A 20,636-nucleotide genomic window follows, 5' to 3' on the forward strand; every position below is an offset into this window, starting at 1 on the left:
CTAGCACGGGTGCCGGGGCCTGGCCCGGGGTCCTGGCTGGAGCCAGGGTCACCCCACCTGCGACAGCCTGCCCGCCGCCCAGTCGGTGCTCAGCCACCCCAGCGCTCAGCCGGTAATCAGCCAGTCGGCTCGCCGCCAGGCTCCCCGCCACCGGGGGACAGGGCTGCTGCGATCTGGTCCAGGCCCAGCAGGTCGGTGGCCGCCAGCTCCTCGACGCTGCCGTCCTGGACGTAGACGTAGGCGGCTCGCACCCGCTCCACGCTCACGCCCTGCGACTGGGCCCAGGCGTGGACGTAGACGCTGAGCTGGTCCACTGCCACGCGTCGGCTCCCTGTCTTCCAGTCGACGACAAGCCACTCGGGCTCGGTGCCACGCCTGAAGACGGCGTCGACACGGCACCGCAGGGTGGTTCCTGCCACCGTGAGCTCCAGGGCGGCCTCGGAGGCGGCCAGCACGTACCCCTCCAGCAGCGGCAGACCCTGGACCGTGGCCAGCCAGCGCTCCACCTGGACCCGGTCGTCGTCGCTGAGCGTGCGGGGGGCACCGGCCTCCGCCAGGCTCAGCAGGCTGCCGTGCACGGCCAGCTGCTGGGAGACCATCTCGTGGAAGACGGTGCCCAGGCGTCCTGCCGCCTGCGGCTGGGCAGGCAGGGGTCTGCGCAGCTCCAGGGCGAAGGCCTCCGGCTCGCGCCTGAGCCGGTCCAGGCTGGTGGCAGCGAGGTGGGCTGGCAGACGCACACCCGGCGGCGTGCCAGCCACCTGGTCCCGCTCCGCCAGGAGGAGGCGAGCCTCCTGCCACCACCGCGCCACGACAGGGTCCTCCCCCACCTGGTCCCCCGCCTGCGCGGCGGCGTCCTGCGCGCTACGGAAGACGCTATGGGAGGACGGGGGCGCGGGTACCTGGGCCGCCAGTGCCCCGGGGCGCGTCGAGCCCGCCTGGCGCACAGCCTGCGCGGCCGCGCGTCGCGCCCGGGCCACAGGGTCCTCGGGGTGGGTCTGGGGCCACGGGGCGGTGACTACCCGGTCCAGGAGCGGGTTGACAACCCGGGGATCCGCCTCGGTCAGCCCCTCCCCGTAGGGCGTGACCAGGTCACGGCGCACCAGCTCGGCCAGGTAGCGGGACCGGGGACGCGGGGTCTTGCTCCTCCCGGACAGGTGGCTGCCGGTCAGCAGGACGTCGTGGCGAGCCCGGGTCAGGGCCACGTAGGCCAGACGACGCTCCTCAGCCAGGGTGTGGCGTCCCAGCGCCAGCCTGTAGCGCGTGAGCGCCTCCTTGACCTCCTCGACGTCCTCCCTGCCCACTGCCGAGGGGTCGTAGGCCGCCAGGTCGAAGGGAGGCAGGGTGTCGGCGTCGGCCCGCAGGGGGTGGGGGAGCTCCTCAACCCTGGTCATCCAGGACCACTCGGCCACCGACAGGTCCGCCTGGGGCCTGGTGGCGTAGCCGGGAAAGGTTCCCTCGCTCATGCCCACGACCGCGACGCAGTCCCACTCCAGCCCCTTGGAGGCGTGGACCGTGAGGACCTGGACGGCTCCTGGTTCCGGCTCGGTCTGAGGCGCCTCCAGACCGTCCTCCTCGTCCTGGGCCACCTCCAGCCACTGGAGGAAGCCGGCCACCGTGGGGGCCTGCGTGTCCTCGGCGTAGCTGAGCGCGGCGGCGCGGAAGGCGTCCACGGCCCGCGCCCCCAGGGGGTTGGCGACCCTGGCGGCCACCTCGATGTCCAGGTCCAGGGCGCGCTCGGCGGCCTCGACGACCTCCGGCAGGGGCAGGGACAGCGCCGCGCGGACACGGCGCACGGCGCGGGCCACCCGGTCACAGGCCTGGGCGCCCGCAGGTGTCATGCCGGGTGGGGGGACGACGACGCCATCGGTGTCAGCCTGGCGTGCGACAGCCTCCACCGCCTCGGCCAGGAGGGGCTGGCTGCCCGGTGGGCGGGCCCCCTCCCCGGGCTGTCCTCCTGCGTGTCCGGGACCGCGGCCTGGAGGGGTGTCACGGCCCCCCTGGGCCAGGAGCCGGGCGGTGTCGGCCAGCGCCCGCAGGTCGCTGGCGCCCAGGCCCGCGCCCGTGAGAAGCCGCATGAGGCGGTCACCACGCTCGGGGTCGGCAGCCACGGTGATGACAGAGCGCATGTCGGCGACCTCAGGGAGGGTGAGCATGCCTCCCAGACCCACGACCTGGTAGGGCACGCCACGGGCCTCCAGGGCCTCGGCGATGAGCGGGAAGACGGAGCGCACCCGGGCCAGGACCGCCAGCTCGGCCTGAGGGTGCCAGCGCTGCGCCATGAAGTCGGCAACGGTGTGCGCCTCTGCCAGGGAGTCGGACAGGTAGGCCGCCGCGACCAGCCCCGGCGCGCTCTCACCGGGCCGTGGGCTCAGGGGCTCCACGGGGACGTGGGACACCTGCGCGTCACCGGGCTGGTTGCTGGCGGCACGCAGCGGGGCGGAGACGGTGTTGGCCGCGTCCAGGATGGCCAGGTCGTTGCGCCAGGCGGTGGACAGCGGGAGCACGGGGGCCGCCTGGTCCGGGCTGGCGCCTGCCTGGACCCTGGCCCAGCCCTCGGGGTTGAAGGCCGGGTGGAAGGAGTCCAGTGCCGCTGCCGAGGCCCCGCGCCATCCGTAGATCGCCTGGTTCGGGTCGCCCACGGCCGTCACACCACCGGCACGGAAGAGGGCGGACAGGAGCCGGACCTGGGCCACGGAGGTGTCCTGGAACTCGTCCAGGACGACGGCGGGAAACCGCGCCCGGACCTGGGCCACGACCTCAGGGGCCTCCTGGGCGATCCGGCAGGCCAGCGCGACCTGGTCCCCAAAGCTGACCAGGCCGTGACGGCGCTTGTACTCCCGGTAGTCGGCCACGGCCTCCAGCATCCCCAGCCGGTCCCGGCTGCGGGAGGCAGCCTCGCCGAGGACCGACTTGAGTCCGCGCACTCCCGCCAGGCCCTCAAGGAGCCCGGTGAGGTCCTCCATCTGCTCCGCAGCCTGCTCCACAGTCAGCAGGTTCTCCGACAGGGCCGCGTCCAGGCGCAGCAGGATCCTGGTGGCCGAGGCCAGCCGCTCCACCGGCAGCGGGCTGGTGCGGGCCTCCAGGAGGGAGGAGGCGATCTGCCAGGCACGGGCGTCGGTGACCAGGGTGGAGTCGGGGTCGACCCCGACCCTCAGGCCGTAGTCACGCACCAGGGAGCCGGCAAAGGCGTTGTAGGTGGCCACGGTGGGCTCGGGGTCGTCGCCGCTGGCACCGGCCAGCCCGCGCGCGGACAGCTGTTCCAGGCGGGTGGACAGCCGCCCAGCCAGCTCAGCGGTGGCCTTGCGGGTGAAGGTCAGCCCCAGCACCTGGTCGGGGCGTACCTGGCCGCAGGCCACCAGGTGGACCACCCGCTGGGTCATGGTGGCGGTCTTGCCGCTGCCGGCCCCGGCCACGACCAGCACCGGGGTCAGGGGGTGGGTGATCACCCGGGCCTGCTGGGGGGTGGGCGCGGGCAGGTCCAGGACCTGGGCCAGTTCCTCCGGGCCAAGGGCACCGGGGACACCCCTCCCCCGCGCTCTACCGGTCACTGCCATGACCTCCGTCCCTCGGGACGGGCCGGGCAGGAGTCCTTGACGGCGCACCACTGGCAGTGCCCGCCGCTGCACGCCTGCAGGACAGGACCGTAGGCAGCCGCAGCCGCCCGGGCCACCAGGGCAGAGGCCCAGTCCTGGCCGTCGGCGGGGTCGGGACTGGGCGCCAGGGCCGCGCCGCGCGGGGAGACCACCACACCGTCGTCCCTGCGCGTCGGCGTCCTGCCCAGCATCACCAGCCCGGCCCCGACCACGTCGTAGCCGAGTGCCTCCAGGGCAAGGCGGTAGCTGGCCAGCTGGGGGTGGTGCGCGGCGTCGTCGGGCACCACCGCCCCGGTCTTGAGGTCCATGACCCGTACCCGGGTCCCGTCGACCCTGGGCAGGGGGGTGTCCGGCGCCCGGGGTGGCGCGTCCGGGGCGTCCATGACGTCCGGGACGTCTGAGCAGTCCTGTGCCCCGGTGTGCCCCGCGTCAGGACGGTCGGTACCACGGTGCTCGGTGTCCAGGTACTCGACCCGGTCGATCCGGCCGACCAGGCGGACAGGGACCGACGCCTCCCCCGGGTCACCTGCCTGCCCCGGAGCGGGTGGCCCGAGGGAGGCAGCAGGCAGGTCGACACGCACGTCCACGCTCCTCTCCACCTCGACGTGCCCGGGCACGCCGGACAGGTAGGTGTCCAGCCTGCCCACCATGTCGCGCACGCGCCGGGCAGCCAGGCCACCCAGCCAGGTGTCGGGGTAGCCCAGCTCCTCAAGGACTCCCTCGGCCAGCTCCGTCAGGGCCTGACCTCGCAGGTTCCTGCGCTGGGCCTGCTCGGCGAGGCGGTGGATAAGGGTGCCCAGCGTCTGTGACGCGCTCGTGCCGGGCTGCCCGCCCTGTCGGCTGAGGAACCACCGCAGGGGGCAGGCGGTGAGGGCCTCGATGTCGGAGGGACTGACCCGGACGACCTCCCCCGGCCCGACGAGGGGGGTCTCGCAGGTGGGCACCCCCAGACCCGCCCAGGTGGCCGGGGAGGCCTCATCCACCCCGGCTCCGGCCAGGGCGGCCAGCAGCCGGGCGGCCTGGTCGGCCCGTGAGCGCTCCTCAGGGCTGGCACCCTCCAGGCTTCCTATGGTGGCGGCCCGTCGCAGCTCGGCGACCAGGCCCCGCAGAGTCAGGTCCCCCACGTCCTCAGCGGGACGTGGGCCCTCAGGGCTGTCCCCCAGGTCGGAGCCTGCCGCCCGGGCCACCTCCAGGAAGAAGGACGAGGGGACGTGGTCGGCGTCGGAGACCGCGGTGACCAGTAGGCGTCGCGACGCCCTGGTCAGGGAGCACAAGAGCATGCGGCGCTCGTCGGCACGCACCTGGTGGCGCGCGCCTGCGGGGTCCTCCTGTCCTGTCGGCCTCCCCTGCCCGTCCAGAGGGAGGCGCCCGGTGACCGCGTCGACCAGCAGCCCGGAGCGGGTCAGGGAGTCCCGCAGCCGCAGGTCGGGCCAGGAGTCGCGCACCAGGCCGGCCACCGCGACCACCTCCCACTGCCGCCCCGCCGCAGCCGCCGGGGTCAGGACGGCCACGCCCCCGGGACGGGCACCCTGGGGCGCCACGGAGTCGAAGGGCAGGACCTCGGCAGACAGCTCAGACAGGAAGTCCTGAGCCAGGGCGCCCGGGTTGCGCTCGCTCCACACCTCCGCCCGCTTGAACAAGGCTGTCACCACGTCCAGGTCGTGCTCGGCAGCCTGGGCCACAGCCGCCTCGGGGCTGCCGGGCGGCCCCACGGGGCGCAGGGCGGCCGACCTCCACGCCTCGGCCCGACCGGAGGCGGACCAGGCGGCCCACAGCAGGTCCTCGACACCAGTCACCCTCCGAGGCCCGCCGCCAAGGCCACCACCGGGCTGTCTACCAGGCTCGTTACCAGGATTGTCCCCAGAACTGTCCCTAGAACTGTCCCTAGAATGGCTGTCGGTCCCGCCTCCGTGCCCGCTGTCGGACTCATCCTCTGTCCCGGCACCCGCTCCGGCAACGACGCCACTGACCGCGGCCACGACCTCAGAGGCGACGACGAGGAGCCCGGCCTGGGCGGACAGGGTGGTCCCAGCCAGCTCCTGGGCGACCTGCCGGGCGGATTCCGGACTGGCCAGGAGACGCAGGAGCTCACGGTCCGTCCCGTCCCCGGGCTGCTCCTGGAGGAGGTGCCTGCGCAGGCGCCGCAGGTCGAGCGCGGTCAGGCCCACCAGCGGCCCGGTGAGCAGGTCCAGGGCAGCGGCGCGGTCCGCGAGGACGTCACCGGCTCCCAGCCTGCCGTCCAGTCCCGCCCGGGCGGTAGCGAGCAGGGCGGCGGCGGCCGGCTCCTCCCTCAGGAGCACAGCAGGGGTGGAGGAACCCGCAGGGACCCCACGACGCCGCAGCTCACGCCCCATGGCGGCCACGTGCTGCGCGGAGCGGACGACGACGGCCATCTGCTCCCAGGCAGTACCGTGCCTGACGTGCTCCTCCCTCAGCGTGCGCGCCAGGTGCGCGGCCTCCTGGGCGGGCGAGGAGGCCACCAGCGCCGTCACCCCTGAGGGAGATGGCTCCCGGGCGGGCGGGCGGTCCCCCGGCCCGTCAGGTGGCAGGTCATGCGGTGGGTCGGCCAGCAGGTCAGGCAGCGTGGCCTGGAGGGCAGGCAGGTCAGGGCGCCGGTGCCGCCCTGTACCGGTCACCGGCAACCGGGAGGCCTGGTCCTGCCACAGGCTGGCCAGGGTGGGATTACCACGGTGGAGGGTGCGCAGCACCAGGCGCCGTGCGGCCAGCCCGGACCGTTCCTGCGCATCCACCAGGAGGCTGGGCGAGCCACCGCGGAAGGTCTCCACGGCGACGTCGGGGTCCCCCAGGACCACCACCTGGGCACGCCGCCCCCGGGCGTCGGGGCGGGCCAGGGCGCCCAGGAAGCGGGCGGTGGCAGCGGTGCAGTCCTGGTAGTCGTCCACCACGACCAGGTCAGGAACGGGACGGGGCTCGGTGACGCCGTCCAGGTCCCAGGCCTCCAGCGCCTCACCGGCACGGTCCTGCAGACGCACCGGGTCCATCTTGCGCACCTCAGCACGGCGCCGAGGGCTGGGCCGTCCCTGGGCGTCCCAGACATGCAGGAGGCGGGAGGCGGGCTGCCACAGCGCCACCCCCAGGTCCTGCCCCAGCCGGGACAGGTCCTGGGCACTGACACCGAGCTCACCGCAGCGGGCCAGCAGGTTGCGCAGCTCGGAGCGGAAGGCCCGGGACCCGACAGCCTGCGGGGGCAGACCGGGCCAGCTGACAGTGGCGACCATAGGGGCCAGGGCCGCGTCCTCCTCCGCCCCGGCCAGCAGGACGGGCGCAGGCAGTGGGTCCGCCCGGCGGGTCAGCGAGGTGGTCAGGACGGACAGTGCCAGGGAGGTCGGCGTGCGCACCCGGACCGTCCCGTCACCGTGGCCTCCGCCCAGCAGGTGCGCGGCCCGTGACCGCAGCGCGTCGGCCCGGGAGCGGGTGGGGGCGAGCAGGAGCGCGTCGCGCCCGGCGGCCACCGCCTGCACCAGCACCGACAGGGCGAGGGTGGTCTTGCCAGTCCCCGGGGCACCCAGCACCACCACGTTGTCCCCGCCCGCCACGTGCTCCATGACAGCCTGGCCGGAGGCGTCCAGCGCGGGCAGACCCGGCTGCGGCAGCGGAGGCAGCAGGCGGAGGCGGTCAGGCTGGTCTGGCATGGGGACATCCCATCACGGAGCACCGACACAAGCTGCGGGGCACGACCACAGGGGGCGACCCTCAGGGAGGGACGTGGAGCGCAGGTGTCCGCGTGAGGCGAAAAAGCCCAAGGGACGGCCCAGTACCCGGGCTCCAGGCCGGATGGTGGGCGACGCACCCCGTAGGATTCCACCAGGGGCGGGCCGTGTCCCTGCGGCACCAGCGACGTGCCGTGGCGGCCGTAGAGCCCGGCCCCGCCAGGACCTACCAGCACCCGAGGAGCATCATGCAGGTCACCATCGGTATCAAGCACTCCAGCCGCGAGCTCTCCCTGGAGACCTCCGCCTCCCACGACGAGGTGCTGGAGGCGGTGGCCAAGGCCACCACCGAGCCCGTGACCCTGGCCGACGACCGCGGCCGCAAGGTCTTCGTCCCCGCAGGCTCCCTGGCCTACGTCGAGCTCGGGGAGTCCGAGCCCCGCCGCGTCGGCTTCGGCATCTGAGCCCCCACCTGACTCCTGGATGGCTTCCTGGGTGCCCGGTACCTGGCACGTCCAGGAGGCTGAGCGCCGACAAGCCCTTGCCGCCTGCCGCACCTAGGTTCCACACTACGGCTTAGTAGCCCCTCGAGACAGGCAGCCGCACTGGCACGCGCCTGCAGTTGATCCCGCTTCCCCGCAGGTTCATATACCGCATATTCTGCTGCCATGAAGGCCTCACAGCGGGCAGGTCCGACGCAAAGCCCTGCCGGACAGGTGACCCAGCGACATAACAGCCCGTTCTACTGGCGCGAGGCGACACGAAACCTCATTCTTGCCGGAAGTGTGGTGACGGTCTTCTGGGCGACGGTCGTCCCGACAGGGTCCGGTAGCCGTGTCATCCAGGCTATTCTGGCTTCCGTCGCGACGACAGGCGCCGCCTGCTCCGCACGGTTACCGCGAAGTGGCAGTATCGTCGCTGCCGCTTCCACCGGGACCGCCTGGATCCTGGGGATGACCTATGATCCCTTCATCATTGTCGGAATAGCCCTTTTTACCCTGGCCGAGCGCAGTGCCGGGAAACTGTTTCCCCGCCTTCTTACCGGAAGCGTCGTCGTGGTCCTACTGGGCCTGCTCACCTTCACCGCAGAAGGCAACGAGGAAGGTATCCGCAGCGCCCTGCTCAGCGGTGCAGTCCTCATGGCGTCATGGGTACTCGGCGCCCGGACACGGCAGGTACGCCAGGAGGCAGGCGCCCGCGCACGTTCCGAGGAGCGCCTGCACATGGCCAGAGAAGTACACGACACTCTCTCCCAGGCTCTGGGGCTCATTGGCATGCGCGCAGGCGTCGCCGCCCATGTACCGGCTCTTGACGAGCAGCGGCTGCGTGAGGAGCTGCGACAGATTGAGGAGACCGCCCGATCAGGTACCAACGAGCTGAAGACCCTCCTACAGCGTCAGCGAGACAACAGCCCCGAGGCCACCCACGGAACAGACCGGGATGGGACACATAGGCAATCGCTGGAACAGAGGCTCAGCGGCGTCGCCCGAATGGCGGAGGAGTCAGGAATAGCCGCCTCGGTAGAGGTCATAGGCCCAGTAGAGACGCTACCCGAAGCGGTAAAGGCCACGGTTCACAGAGTTAGTCGGGAAGCAACGGCAAACACAATACGACACTCCTCCGCCTCGTCCGTAGCAATAACAGTCAGCTTCCATGACGATGGCATCCAGGTATGCGTCTCGGACAACGGGATCGGAAACACGTCACGCCTCCAGGAGGGGAACGGAATAACCGGCATGCGGGAACGAGCCGCCCTGCTCTCAGGCACGCTCACGCTCACCCACCGCAAAGGTGGCGGGCTCACCGTCATCATGAACCTCCCGCACCCGGCCGGGGAAAGTGGAGAAGCACACAATGACATCATGCAGCGTCCTGATAGCCGATGACGACCCTTCCGTCCGCTCCCTGCTCAAGGTCCTGCTGGACAGCGAGCAAGGCATCAAGGTGGCGGGAACGGCGCGCAACGGGGACGAGGCCGTCAAGGAGTCCCACAGGCTAAGGCCAGATGTGGTCCTGATGGATGTACAGATGCCCGTGACGGACGGTCCTGAAGCCGCTCGCGCCCTGTGCTCAGATGCTGACGGGCCCAGAGTTATCATGCTGACGATGTTTGACCTCGACAGCTACGTCTACGAGGCGCTCCGCGCAGGAGCCTCAGGATTCCTCCTCAAGAACAGCCCTCCAGCGGCGGTAGTTGCCGCAGTGCGCACCGCACAAGAAGGAACACCAATGCTGTCCCCACAGATCACAAGGCGTCTCGTAGCACAACTCGCTCCGGTGCGCCCAGCAGGCCCGTCCAGTCCCTGACGCCACGGGAACGTGAGACCCTAGGTCTCATAGCCCAGGGAATGTCCAACACGGAGATTGCCGACACAATGTACGTCACACCGACGACGGCCCGCACATACGTGAGCCGACTCCTCACCAACCTCCAGGTCAGAGACCGTGCCCAACTAGTAGTGCTCGCATACGAGAACGGCGTGGTAGACACCCGACAGAACTAGACACAATCACCATCCCAAACACAGTCAAGAATAAAAACAGGACGCATATTTTCTTCAGAAGCCAAGTAAACCAAAATAAAATCATGTACCAGCAGTCCGCGAATAGTGCGCCAAGTTCGGACGACACCGGATTACCCCACTCACCAAGACATCAGATACACGCGCCTTCCGCCCATTACTAGATTATCATCAACAATCACATCAACCTCTCTGCAGCGTCACGTTCACGGCCACGGTTCGACAGCAATTGATTACGGGCTAGACTTTGATACACGGAGGACGAGGCCAAAAGGTCCTCATGCGTTCCCTGCGCCACAACGTTACCATCAGCAACAACGATAATTAGGTCCGCGTCTACAACGGTAGACAAGCGATGAGCCACGACGATGCGAGCGCGATCACCGGCACTACGGTCTATAAGTTCCTGAACACGCTGCTCACTAGCTCCATCCAGACTCGACGTCCCTTCGTCAAGCAGAATCAACTCCGGATCACCAAGTAACGCACGAGCGAGGGCTAGGCGTTGACGCTCTCCCCCCGAAAGCAGTACACCATTCTCGCCAACTTCAGCATCAAGACCGTATGGAGATCTATCAACAACAGCCGACAAGTCAAACTGCTCAAGTAACTCCTTGAGCCGGGAATCTCTAACATCCGAACAATTAATGAGTAAATTATCTCTAATGCTGCCAGAAATAGTTGGAGCCCCCTGTTCGACATATGCAAGATGTTCTCGCACCCACTCACGAGATAGCCTCTGGCAGTCATATCCATCAAAAAATTGTACCACATTCTGGGTCATAAAACCGAGCAATGAGATTCAGTATAGTAGTTTTGCCCGCACCCGACGGGCCAACAATAGCTACTTTCTGCCCACGCCGCACGCAAAAAGACAAATCGTTCAAAGTACAAGATCGCCCTTCTCCAGGAATCTCAGAATTGACACTATAGGAAAAGGATACGTTGTCAAACTCGACAATAACATCGGTAGAAACGTGCACCTCCCCCCGAACCAGTATTCCCGGCAATATCCTCCCGCTGAATGCCGATAATTTCGGCTATCTTAGCAGCTCCGCCAAGAGCCTCTCCTACAGCCACGATCGTACCAAATAGTTGTCCAAGAGGCATGATAAGAAGAAACAAGAACATAATAAAGGAAACTAGATCAGCAACCGCCAGTACACCAGCCGCGACCCGTAACCCACCAAGACCTAGGACAACAAGAAGGGATACGTGCATTGCGACAGAAGAAACAGGTGCGACCAAAGCCGTGGTGCGCGCAACCCTGAGACCGACCCTCCATACATTGTCAACTTCCCCCTTTACTCTACTAGCCTCCCGCCGAGTAGCGTTAGCCGCACGGATGGTCCGGATAGCCCGCACTGCACGATCCATAGACGCCGTAAGACGACCAAGTGCATTTTGTAGATCAATACTTGCCATTTCTATACGCCGAGTAGCAGCAATGACTACGATAATGGCACAGACCGCCGCTCCCGCAGCAGCAGCAGCAAATAGGGGCAAGTCAATAAGAACCATGGCAACGATCGCTCCAGCGAGAGTGAATAGACCTGCTATCGACTCAACGAGCCCCTGGCTCAGCATGTTTCTGATAGTAGTTGTGTCATTACTTACCCGGGAAACAAGATCACCCACACGCCTTCTGTCAATCTGGGGAGCCGGAAGACGAAGAATATGGTCGATGACACGATATCTTGACATACGAATGGCAGTCTCTGCGGTGCGCTGAATCAAATACTGTAACACGCCACCGACAACTCCACCAATCACGACCATGATTCCGAGGCAGAAAGGAAGTATGCCCAGCGGGCTAGAGTTGCTGACACGCCCTATAAGCTCCCGTACAAGAATAGGCTGAGCAAGTGATAGTCCAGCACTTACCATACTCATAACGACAACAACAGAAACCGTAGTTCGCTGCGAAATAACGTGACCAAACAGAACGTTGAGCTCGGCACGACGACGTATGTGAACCATGACTTCACCTAACACTTCTACGCGAGAAGACAAAGATAGAAACCAGTATCGGCGCAAGCACCCACAACGCAATAACCATACCAGTTTCTGCTGGACTTAGTGCAGCAGTAGGCACTGACGCCGTAATCATCATGCGGTCATACAAGTGCGTGCCCGCAGCAAAAGGAGAGTAGCGAGCTATTGGGATGAGGTTAATAAGCGGAAGCGTTAGTTGCGAAATGATGATTAGAATAAAAAGGGGCAGAAGCGACTGCCGCATCAGTATTCCAAGCGCAAATCCGATCTGTGCAGAGACAACCCAAAATACTGTTCCACCCAACCATCTCCACACCAAAGAAGAAGGAACGCCACCATGTAGTACACTCAAGTCGCCCAAACCTAGTTGCGACATGACACTAAGAACAGGTATAGCAATGACACCCATTATGGATGTAACTGTCAGCAGCGCCAATAACTTTGCCAATAGAAGGCCTACCCGTCCCAGTACGGCCGCCAGGGAAGTATACAACTGATTTCCGACGTATTCGCTGGTCGCCGTTATCACTCCCACGGTAATTACCCCTACAAGACCAAGGCCCACCCATTCCAGTCCCACGGTCTCCGGACTTACGCCCGGAGCCAGGTCATTATCACCGGATGCTATCGCATCTCCTATAGATGGGCCAGATAGTCCTGCCATAATAACACATACTACCACAGTAGATAAGACGGTAATCCAGACGGATCTCAAAGTGAGAGTTTTAACGAGCTCCGAAATGTATACTCTGAGAAAATACATCTCATACCCCCCTCTTATATGCTATCCTGTCTCACAGTTGCAGCATAGTCGTTTCTTCCATCCGTCCATTTAAAGTACGCTTCTTCGAGACTGGCATATCCCTTGACCAGATCACTCACGGCTCCTTGGCGGACAACTCTTCCTTGTGCTAATACCACAAGATCATCCGCTATTGCTTCAACTTCCCCCATCAAATGACTTGACACAAGTACTGTCCTACCTTGCTCCGCTAGTCCTCTCACAAGCCCACGAACCCACCTGATTCCTTCCGCATCCAGTCCGTTCATAGGTTCGTCAAGAACAAGTATCTCAAGATCACCCAGCATGGCGGTAGCAATACCAATACGCTGCTCCATCCCTGGAGAAAATGATCCAACACGCCTACGTGAAACACCGGAGAGTCCCACAAGTTCAAGGACATCTGACACACGGGACAGAGGGATACCATTAGACAGGGAGACCCAATTCAAGTGGGCCCTGGCGGTTCGGCCTCTATGAGATCCGGATCCATCAAACTGAGCTCCAACCACTCGTAATGGACTACCCAGCGACCGGTAAGCCTTCCCGTTAACTAGCGCCTTCCCAGAATTCGGTTCTTCAAGACCAAGTATCAACCTCATAGTTGTAGATTTACCTGCGCTGTTTGGTCCGAGCAGACCTGTAACTCTTCCAGGAATAGCCTTGAAAGTAACGTCATCTACGGCAAGCTTGCTGTGGTAGCGCTTGGTGAGTGCCTCTATAGTTATCACTTGTGTGCTCCCTCTCTTTATCTGCACAAAACTGCAAGTATCTTTACCGTGGAACCCAGGAGCGGAAAGAGAGTTCTCCCGCAAGGAATGCAGCCAGCATCCACAGCAGCATTGCAAGCAGTCCGATCTGTGGACCGAGATCATTAGCTGATGGCGGAACCTCCTGATACATCTGTCCACCGGCTTGGTCCGGAAGGAATCGAGCAAGTTGCGTTAAGGAAAGCAAGTACGTCGATGCTGCAAGCACAGTTACCAGCAGAGTAGCTAGCCCCGCAACCCCGCTACGCATCAGCGCGGATAACGCGAATGCGAACGGTCCAAGAATTGTCCAGTAAACCACGTATCCACATAATACTCGGGTATCTTCCGCCCCTCCTCCTGCCAATGCTGCAGAATCTACAATCAAATTTCTCGCCCCGTAAGAACCGACAACAGAAACTATCGCCACGACAAAGGAGCCGAAACCAGCAACAACCGCCTTGGCTAAAAACAATATACGGCGAACTGGTACAGCAATCAAGGCTGTACGAATACTATTGCGATCCTGCTCTTCGTAGATTACTCAGCAGCCGAGCAAGATAACTCCAACCTGCCCGTAGTGGAGTACGACAAGAAATGCAGTTGCAGGTTCCAGCCCTGCCACTTCAGCGCTTCTTCCTGAGTCGATAGAACGCTGCACTAGCAGAGTAATAAGCCAAGACAGCCCAATGGTGGCACCCATCGTTATCGTCATGATGCATACCGAGGTTCGCAGTGATATTGCTTTGACTATTTCTGAACGCACCACGATAGCAAGACGCATAATTTTCTCCCTTTATCCCGGTGTCAACACTTGCGACCTTGAGTCAGCATTGGATTTGCTTCCAGTACCCGAGCATAATAAGTGACATCGCTGGGTTCACCCACCGGGACTCCTCCTACTTCCACCCACGCATGGGCGCGAAACGGATCTAGTCGGTAACCACTCTTCCAGCTTGGTGTAGTTCCTGATAGTCTGCAGAAGATAACTACAGCGATCGACCTCTGCAGACACCCCCTCCCTCTGCATCGCTTACTCACCGCGCACACGCTTGCTCGGGCCGAACTTACCTCATTGAAAGTTGACGGTTTCGCCGAACACATTATTTGTTGCAGACACCACTCAAGGGCAAACGGAGGGAGAAAACTGAGCGCCAATGCGACACTAGTAGCTGCTCTTGTTTTAATCCTGCTAGATTCTTCTAAGTAATATGGTATCCCTGGGGACGAGCGGTAAACTCATTATCCTACCTTCCTCACTAGCTTAGCCTTCAGGAGTTGACTCAGCAACATTGATACATCGCGCACTATCGTTTCCTCTTCTACTTCGTCAACTTCCTCCTTCGTGGCTTCAACGATATTTTGCACATTGATCGCACCATTTTAACCGACCTCGACACGGATGAATGCGCGACCACCGTAGATATCGCGCCACCTGCCGAACCAGACACCGTTGGTGACTCTCCGGAACCGGCCGATCTCAACAACACGTGGGGCCACGTAGTTGCTCTTGACCGTCATCACTCCTCCCTTCTTCGCGAGTAGTTGCTTGCAGGAGACACGGTAGTTCTCCATCTTGTCGGATACCACGCACGACTTGGTGCTGAGGACGCAGCGCAGAGACAGACATGCCCGCTGCTGATATGGGCTCTTCGCTCAAATCCTACTGCCCTGCCTTGCTCCGGCCCTACGTGGTGGCAGCAGTATTACGGTCCAGGAGGCGCGGTGTCTGTCTGCACATGTCGACATTATGGCGACCAACCCACTTGGGCACGACAACGACATCTGGGCGCTGCGGAGTGTCCGCACGTCGCCGCGCAACGCGTGGACCGGTCAGGAAGTTCCGCCTGGCTACGCCGGAATCGCCTGGCCCGTCATGACCACACCTGAGACGCTACAGGACACCATGCGTCACGCATTCAGGACGCATCCCACGGCCAGGGCCAGCGACGTGAACGTCGCTGCCACGACTCAAGTGTCACCAACCGAGGACTACTGCACGTCACACCCGTAGCCCCAGGCCCCTCATACGGGAGACGGCGCCCTGGGACAGGACCGCGTGCATCTGCTCTGCCCCTGTGTCTCCCAGCAGCTCGGGGACCTGGGTCAACAGGCGTTGGAGGGTGCCGATCTCCTCGCCCACGACCCGGCGCCCCCACAGCCCCAACCTTGCGGCCAGCTGCGGGTCTCCCGCGATGGCGGAGTCCAGCTCTGCGGAGGCGTAGGTCCCGACCGGGTCCTGGGCCAGCTCGTCGATGAGGCCGGAGCGCAGGGGCTCGGGCAGGGAGTCGCACAGCGCCATGCCGAAGTCCACGAGCAGCCCCAGGGCGAGGTAGGTCTTGGCCAGCCGCTCGAACCAGTCCAGGGGCCGTAGCCGCTCGTCAAGGTCCCCGAGCAGGCCCATAAAGCGCTCCACGGCCCCGTAGACCTCCACTCCGTGGGCGCCAGCCAGCTCCACGACACGATCGAAGGACGCGACCGCCTGGGCGCTCATCCGCATCAGCGTCACCCGTGGCTCCATCCGAGGCGCCCTGTCGGCGTCCTTGGCGTAGCGCACGCACGCGGCGGTCCGCGAGAAGGCGACGACCCCGACCACACTGAGCTCGTGCAGACCCACCTGGATACGACCGGACGGACCGGAGGCCCGATGGGAGGTTCCAGGTACCCCGCTCGGTACCCCGGTCCTGTCCCGTACCTCACCCGGCGCCCCACCAGGCGTCCCACCAGGCGTCCCGCTCCCGCTCGGAGTATCAGTCATGAGCACAGGGTAGAGGAGGCGGGGTCGCCGGGCAGTCCGGGACGGGCTGGCTCCCCGTCAGCCCGCGCTGCCACGTGACATCAGACACGACACCGGGTCAATCACTGCCACCGCAGCGAAATCGTGCGGGTTTCCGGCTACCCTGGCTGGCAGCCGCCGACTGCTCGGTCCTCCCGGAGCCAGGCCTGCCGCCCGCCACCACGACCACTGTGCTCACCCACCGTGCTCACCGCGCGGGACGCAGCCCGACCACGCACACCGAGACAGTACCGATAGACAGTACAGATAGTACGCCGAGACAAGGACACTTGTGACCGACGAGAACTGCACAGCCGCCGTGGACGCCACCGTGGACAACACCGTCGACAACGCCACGGACACCACCGTGGAGCCCCTGACCGCCCAGGCCGCGGCCCAGGTCTCAGCACCCGCCACCGACACCACGGCCGGGGTCACCGAGACCCCCGGAGTCACCGGGATCATCGAGACGGTCGGCGCCCACGCGCCGGTCCTGGAGGAGTCCGTCCCGGACGTCACCGACGGCGAGGACACGCAGGCAGGCACGGAGACTGCGGCCCGCAGGACCTTTGCGGACCTGGGCGTCGAGCCTGAGATCTGCGACGCCCTGGCGGACAAGGGCATCACCCACCCCTTCCCGATCCAGGCCCTGACCCTGCCTATTGCCCTCAAGGGGCAGGACATCATCGGCCAGGCCAAGACCGGTACGGGCAAGACCCTCGGCTTCGGCATCCCGCTGCTCATGGATACCCTGGGCCCCGGTGAGGAGGGGTGGGACGAGGACCCGGCCTCGGGGTCTCCCCAGGCACTGGTCGTCCTGCCCACCCGTGAGCTGGCCAAGCAGGTGGCCGAGGAGCTGACCACCGCTGCCGCCAGGCGCACCGTGCGCATCATCCAGGTTTACGGCGGCCGCGCCTACGAGCCCCAGATCGAGGCCGTGGAGAAGGGGGCCGAGGTCGTGGTGGGCACACCGGGCCGACTCATCGACCTCATGGACCGCAGGGTGCTGGACCTGGCCCACGTCACCACTGTCGTCCTGGACGAGGCCGACGAGATGCTGGACCTGGGATTCCTGCCGGACGTGGAGAAGATCCTGTCTCGCACCCGGGCGGACCGCCACACCATGCTCTTCTCCGCCACGATGCCGGGGGCCGTGGTGGCCCTGGCCAGGCGGTACATGACCAGGCCCACCCACGTGCGTGCCCAGGACCCTGGTGACGACGGGATGACCGTCCAGACGGTCCAGCAGGTGGTCTACCGTACCCACGCCCTGAACAAGGTGGAGGTCATGGCCCGGATCCTCCAGGCCCGAGGGCGGGGCCGCACCATCGTCTTCGCCCGGACCAAGCGGACAGCCGCCCGCGTGGCCGAGGACCTGGCCTCACGCGGCTTCGCCACCGCCGCCCTCCACGGCGACCTGGGTCAGGGGGCGCGTGAGCAGGCGTTGCGAGCCTTCCGCAAGGGCAAGGTGGACGTGCTGGTGGCCACCGACGTGGCGGCACGCGGTATCGACGTCGACGACGTCACCCACGTGGTCAACTACCAGTGCCCTGAGGACGAGAAGATCTACGTCCACCGTATCGGGCGCACCGGGCGGGCCGGGGGCTCGGGCACCGCCGTGACCTTCGTCGACTGGGACGACGTGCCCCGCTGGCGCCTGATCGCCAAGGCGCTGGGCCTGCCGGTCCAGGAGCCCGTGGAGACCTACCACACCAGCGACCACCTCTACACCGACCTGTCCGTGCCCCGGGAGGTCACCGGCAGGCTGCCGCGCGACCAGCGCACCCTGGCCGGGCTGGACGCGGAGGAGATCGAGGACCTCGGCGAGACCGGGAAGCGGGTACGCGAGGGCAGGGGTGACAGCAGGCAGCGAGGCCGTGGGGGCTCTCGCGGCCACTCCGACGGCCGTGCGGGGCAGGACGGCCGGGCCCGGCGCGGCCGGGGACGCCGCAGCGGGCAGGAGAGCAGCGCGCACGCAGCAGGTCGTGGTGGCGTGGGTAGCAGGCGTGCCCAGGACCCGCGACGGCCGCCCCGGGCCGAGGAGGACGGCCCCAGCTCCTCGGCAGGCTCCGACGGGAGCACCGGAAGCTCAGGGGCCGAGCGTGCACAGGCAGCAGGGACGCCGCGCCGCAGGCGCACCCGTCGGCGCACACGCGGCGGCCGCCCTGCTGCCGAGCGCTGACTGCGAGCGCTGACTGACAGCCTGAGGCCCCACCCTCCGGGCCAGGTGCGCCGTCGGTCACCTGACGCCCAGGGCCTCGCCGGGGCACCTCGCCCCGGAGGCCCTGACCAGGCCTCTCAGGGTCCGGCCACGCTCAGGGCCTGACCAGGGGCAGCGCCCCCTCGTCGACCACCCGCTCCAGGAGCTCGGGAGGCATGAGGTTCTCCCCCAGCCGGTTGGGCTTGCCGGTGCCGTGGTAGTCCGAGGCGCCACTGGTGCCCAGCCCCAGGCGCCGAGCAAGGGCGCGGGCCTCCTCCCGCTGCCCGGGGCCGTGGTCGCGGTGGTCCACCTCCAGGGCGGCCAGGCCCGCCTCCGCCATCGCCGCGAAGGTCTGGTCGGGGACTAGACGACGCTGCCGGGAGGCAGCGCGAGGATGCGCCACCACCGGCACGCCCCCGGCTGCCCGGACCACCTGGCAGGCCTCGACGGCGTCCAGCGCCCAGTGCGGCACGTAGTAGGGCGAGCCGGTGGCCAGCGGTCCGGCAAAGACGGCGGACCGGTCAGAAAAGGCCCCGCAGGCCACGAGCGCGTCAGCGATGTGGGGGCGCCCCACGACGGTGTCCTCACCGCACTGCTCCAGCACGTCCTGCCAGGTCACGGGGTAGTCCTCGCCCAGGAGCTCGACCATCCTCCGGGCGCGCAGCCCCCGCGACTGGCGGGAGCGCCGCAAAGCGGCGGACAGGGTCGGGTCGTCCTCACGGTGGAGGTAGGCCAGCAGGTGGAGGGTCACCCCCTCACTGGCGCAGGAGACCTCCGTGCCCCGCAGCAGCACCACGCCCGTGCGGGCCACGGCCCGCGCCGCCCGCTCCCACCCGGCGGTGGTGTCGTGGTCGGTAAGGCCGACGACGTCCAGGCCGGCCGCAGCAGCGGCCTCCATGAGCCGCTCCGGCGTGTCGGTCCCGTCGGAGCAGGTCGAGTGGGTGTGGGGGTCGATGCGCACCCGTCCAGTCTAGGCAGACGCCGCTACGGTCTTGGCCCGGCCCTGAGGCCTCGCGCGGCGGCCCCAGGGCGGGGTCACGACCGGCCGGGCGCAGGCCAGGGGGACCTGAGGCCCCCACGCCACCGGGAGACAGTGGAAGACTTCTCCCATGGTTCCCTCCTCAGCCCCAGACCTCCCGGCAGCCGACCCGCGCCAGGTCCCGGTGCGCTTCGGCGTCGTCGGTGCCGGATTCATCGCCCGGTGGTTCGCCGAGGCAGTCGCCCAGGAGCCCGGCGCACAGATCGTCGCGGTGACCTCCGCCCGGGCCGAGCGCGCTGCCGCCTTCGCCAGGGAGCACGGCGTGGGCTCCTCCTACGCCAGCCTGGCACAGATGCTCCGGGCACACGGGCCCGGCAGCGAGCAGCCGGTGGACGTGGTCTACGTGGGCTCCCCCAACGCCTTCCACGCCGAGCACACGATCACCGCCCTGGAGGCGGGGTTCCACGTCCTGGTGGAGAAGCCCTTCGCCCTGACCGTCGCCCAGGCCCAGGCAATGGCTCAGGCGGCTCGGGAGGCGGACCGCTTCCTCATGGAGGCCTGGCTGTCCGCCCACGAGCCGGGCGTGGCCAGGCTGCGCGAGACCCTGCCCCGCATGGGGCGGCTGCGCCGCGCGGTGCTGGTCAAGGAGCAGCGCTCCTCCCGGCTGGACGCCTACCGGGCCGGGGAGAACCCGCCCGCCTTCGACCCGGCGGCAGGCGGAGGCTCCCTCATGGACCTGGCGGTCTACCCCGTCAGCCTGGCCATCCACCTGTTCGGCACGCCGGACCGGGTCACCGCCACCGGCCACCTCCTGGACTCCGGCGCCGACTCCCACGGCACGGTGGTCCTCACCTACGACCACGGCGAGAGCAGCGGCCTGGAGGTTGTGTGCACCCACTCCAAGACCTCACCGGCCGGGGCCGACTCCTTCATCGCCTCCGAGCAGGACGTGCTGGTCATGGACGACTGCCAGTGGCCCCAGCGCATCGAGCTGCGTGGACCAGCGGCCAGCAGCTCCCTCAACGGCCTCACCGGGGACAACGGCAGGGGCACGGCCAGGCACGGTGGCAGGGGCACCGGTACCCAGGCAGCCTTCCAGGACCTGTCCGTGCAGCGCCACGGCCCGGCGCTGGGCTACGAGCTGGCTGAGGTCTGCCGACTGGTGCGCTCCGGCGCGAGAGGCTCCGGCCTGCACCCCGTCTACGCCTCCATCACCGCTGTGGACGTCCTGGCCCAGGCCCGCGCCCAGGTCAGGGTGCGGTTCCCCGCCGACGACCCGGACCAGTCCGGCTAGCACGTCTGGCCACCACGGTCTCCACAGCCCCCCTGGCCGCCCTCCCCCGACCGCCGCCTGACCATCCTCCCCGGCC

19 protein-coding genes are annotated in these 20,636 nt (G+C 66.6%); 6 read left to right on the plus strand and 13 right to left on the minus strand.

Going from position 1 to position 20,636, the window contains the following annotated elements; translation table 11 throughout:
* Positions 1 to 116: 116 nt before the first annotated feature.
* Complete coding sequence (locus tag CWS50_RS08185; RefSeq protein ID WP_127842397.1) at positions 117 to 3,554, minus strand: ATP-dependent helicase; 3,438 nt, start codon at positions 3,552 to 3,554, stop codon at positions 117 to 119.
* Entirely contained in the window at positions 3,545 to 7,246 is a 3,702-nt protein-coding gene (locus tag CWS50_RS08190; RefSeq protein WP_127842398.1) for a PD-(D/E)XK nuclease family protein, read from the minus strand. Before CWS50_RS08190 ends, CWS50_RS08185 begins: the two co-directional genes overlap by 10 nt.
* A gap of 266 nt (positions 7,247 to 7,512) precedes the next feature.
* Here CWS50_RS08190 and CWS50_RS08195 point away from each other — a divergent pair, with 266 nt between their 5' ends.
* The 4 genes from CWS50_RS08195 (at position 7,513) to CWS50_RS13515 (ending at position 9,768) form a co-directional block, all read left to right on the plus strand.
* A complete protein-coding gene (locus CWS50_RS08195) occupies positions 7,513 to 7,728 on the plus strand; it encodes a DUF3107 domain-containing protein (protein WP_127843350.1) in 216 nt (71 codons plus the stop codon).
* Between the two features lie 489 nt (positions 7,729 to 8,217).
* The gene (locus tag CWS50_RS08200) at positions 8,218 to 9,150 is read left to right on the plus strand and encodes a sensor histidine kinase (RefSeq protein WP_164860108.1); all 933 of its coding nucleotides are present in this window, start codon (positions 8,218 to 8,220) and stop codon (positions 9,148 to 9,150) included.
* Positions 9,119 to 9,571, plus strand: coding sequence for a response regulator (locus CWS50_RS08205; protein WP_243118248.1), 453 nt, complete (start codon positions 9,119 to 9,121; stop codon positions 9,569 to 9,571). Before CWS50_RS08200 ends, CWS50_RS08205 begins: the two co-directional genes overlap by 32 nt.
* 41 nt (positions 9,572 to 9,612) lie before the next feature.
* Entirely contained in the window at positions 9,613 to 9,768 is a 156-nt protein-coding gene (locus tag CWS50_RS13515) for a response regulator transcription factor (RefSeq protein WP_243118249.1), read from the plus strand.
* A gap of 196 nt (positions 9,769 to 9,964) precedes the next feature.
* Here the strand turns inward: CWS50_RS13515 and CWS50_RS08210 are convergent, their stop codons facing one another.
* The 10 genes from CWS50_RS08210 to CWS50_RS08250 form a co-directional block, all read right to left on the minus strand.
* Positions 9,965 to 10,582, minus strand: a complete 618-nt coding sequence (locus tag CWS50_RS08210) for an ATP-binding cassette domain-containing protein (RefSeq protein WP_127842400.1) — start codon at positions 10,580 to 10,582, stop codon at positions 9,965 to 9,967.
* Positions 10,542 to 10,769 (minus strand): ATP-binding cassette domain-containing protein, encoded by a 228-nt coding sequence (locus CWS50_RS14070; RefSeq protein ID WP_164860109.1) that lies wholly within the window; start codon positions 10,767 to 10,769, stop codon positions 10,542 to 10,544. The genes CWS50_RS08210 and CWS50_RS14070 overlap by 41 nt, the downstream gene beginning before the upstream one ends.
* Positions 10,735 to 11,766, minus strand: a complete 1,032-nt coding sequence (locus CWS50_RS08220; RefSeq protein ID WP_127842401.1) for an ABC transporter ATP-binding protein — start codon at positions 11,764 to 11,766, stop codon at positions 10,735 to 10,737. Before CWS50_RS08220 ends, CWS50_RS14070 begins: the two co-directional genes overlap by 35 nt.
* A 4-nt stretch (positions 11,767 to 11,770) precedes the next feature.
* Positions 11,771 to 12,445: a hypothetical protein gene (locus CWS50_RS08225; RefSeq protein ID WP_127842402.1), complete on the minus strand. Its 675-nt coding sequence runs from the start codon at positions 12,443 to 12,445 to the stop codon at positions 11,771 to 11,773.
* A 113-nt stretch (positions 12,446 to 12,558) separates the two neighbouring features.
* The gene (locus tag CWS50_RS08230; RefSeq protein ID WP_127842403.1) at positions 12,559 to 13,293 is read right to left on the minus strand and encodes an ABC transporter ATP-binding protein; all 735 of its coding nucleotides are present in this window, start codon (positions 13,291 to 13,293) and stop codon (positions 12,559 to 12,561) included.
* A gap of 43 nt (positions 13,294 to 13,336) precedes the next feature.
* Entirely contained in the window at positions 13,337 to 13,813 is a 477-nt protein-coding gene (locus tag CWS50_RS08235; RefSeq protein WP_127842404.1) for a hypothetical protein, read from the minus strand.
* A 305-nt stretch (positions 13,814 to 14,118) separates the two neighbouring features.
* Positions 14,119 to 14,529 (minus strand): lasso peptide biosynthesis B2 protein, encoded by a 411-nt coding sequence (locus CWS50_RS14075; protein WP_423243492.1) that lies wholly within the window; start codon positions 14,527 to 14,529, stop codon positions 14,119 to 14,121.
* Between the two features lie 24 nt (positions 14,530 to 14,553).
* Entirely contained in the window at positions 14,554 to 14,679 is a 126-nt protein-coding gene (locus CWS50_RS14080; RefSeq protein ID WP_371855183.1) for a hypothetical protein, read from the minus strand.
* Between the two features lie 15 nt (positions 14,680 to 14,694).
* Entirely contained in the window at positions 14,695 to 14,832 is a 138-nt protein-coding gene (locus tag CWS50_RS08245) for a lasso RiPP family leader peptide-containing protein (protein WP_127842405.1), read from the minus strand.
* Positions 14,833 to 15,313: 481 nt separating this feature from the next.
* Positions 15,314 to 16,069 (minus strand): ferritin-like fold-containing protein, encoded by a 756-nt coding sequence (locus CWS50_RS08250; RefSeq protein ID WP_127842406.1) that lies wholly within the window; start codon positions 16,067 to 16,069, stop codon positions 15,314 to 15,316.
* Between the two features lie 385 nt (positions 16,070 to 16,454).
* On the opposite strand from CWS50_RS08250, the gene CWS50_RS08255 reads away from it, so the two are divergent.
* Positions 16,455 to 18,269, plus strand: a complete 1,815-nt coding sequence (locus tag CWS50_RS08255; RefSeq protein ID WP_127843353.1) for a DEAD/DEAH box helicase — start codon at positions 16,455 to 16,457, stop codon at positions 18,267 to 18,269.
* A 133-nt stretch (positions 18,270 to 18,402) separates the two neighbouring features.
* Here the strand turns inward: CWS50_RS08255 and CWS50_RS08260 are convergent, their stop codons facing one another.
* Positions 18,403 to 19,248 carry a PHP domain-containing protein gene (locus CWS50_RS08260; protein ID WP_127842407.1) on the minus strand — a complete coding sequence of 282 codons (846 nt, stop codon included), beginning with the start codon at positions 19,246 to 19,248 and terminating at the stop codon, positions 18,403 to 18,405.
* A gap of 148 nt (positions 19,249 to 19,396) precedes the next feature.
* Between CWS50_RS08260 and CWS50_RS08265 the strand changes: the two genes are divergently transcribed.
* Positions 19,397 to 20,560: a Gfo/Idh/MocA family protein gene (locus tag CWS50_RS08265; RefSeq protein WP_127842408.1), complete on the plus strand. Its 1,164-nt coding sequence runs from the start codon at positions 19,397 to 19,399 to the stop codon at positions 20,558 to 20,560.
* Positions 20,561 to 20,636 lie beyond the last annotated feature (76 nt).

This window comes from Actinomyces wuliandei (genome assembly GCF_004010955.1).
GTDB lineage: Bacteria > Actinomycetota > Actinomycetes > Actinomycetales > Actinomycetaceae > Actinomyces > Actinomyces wuliandei.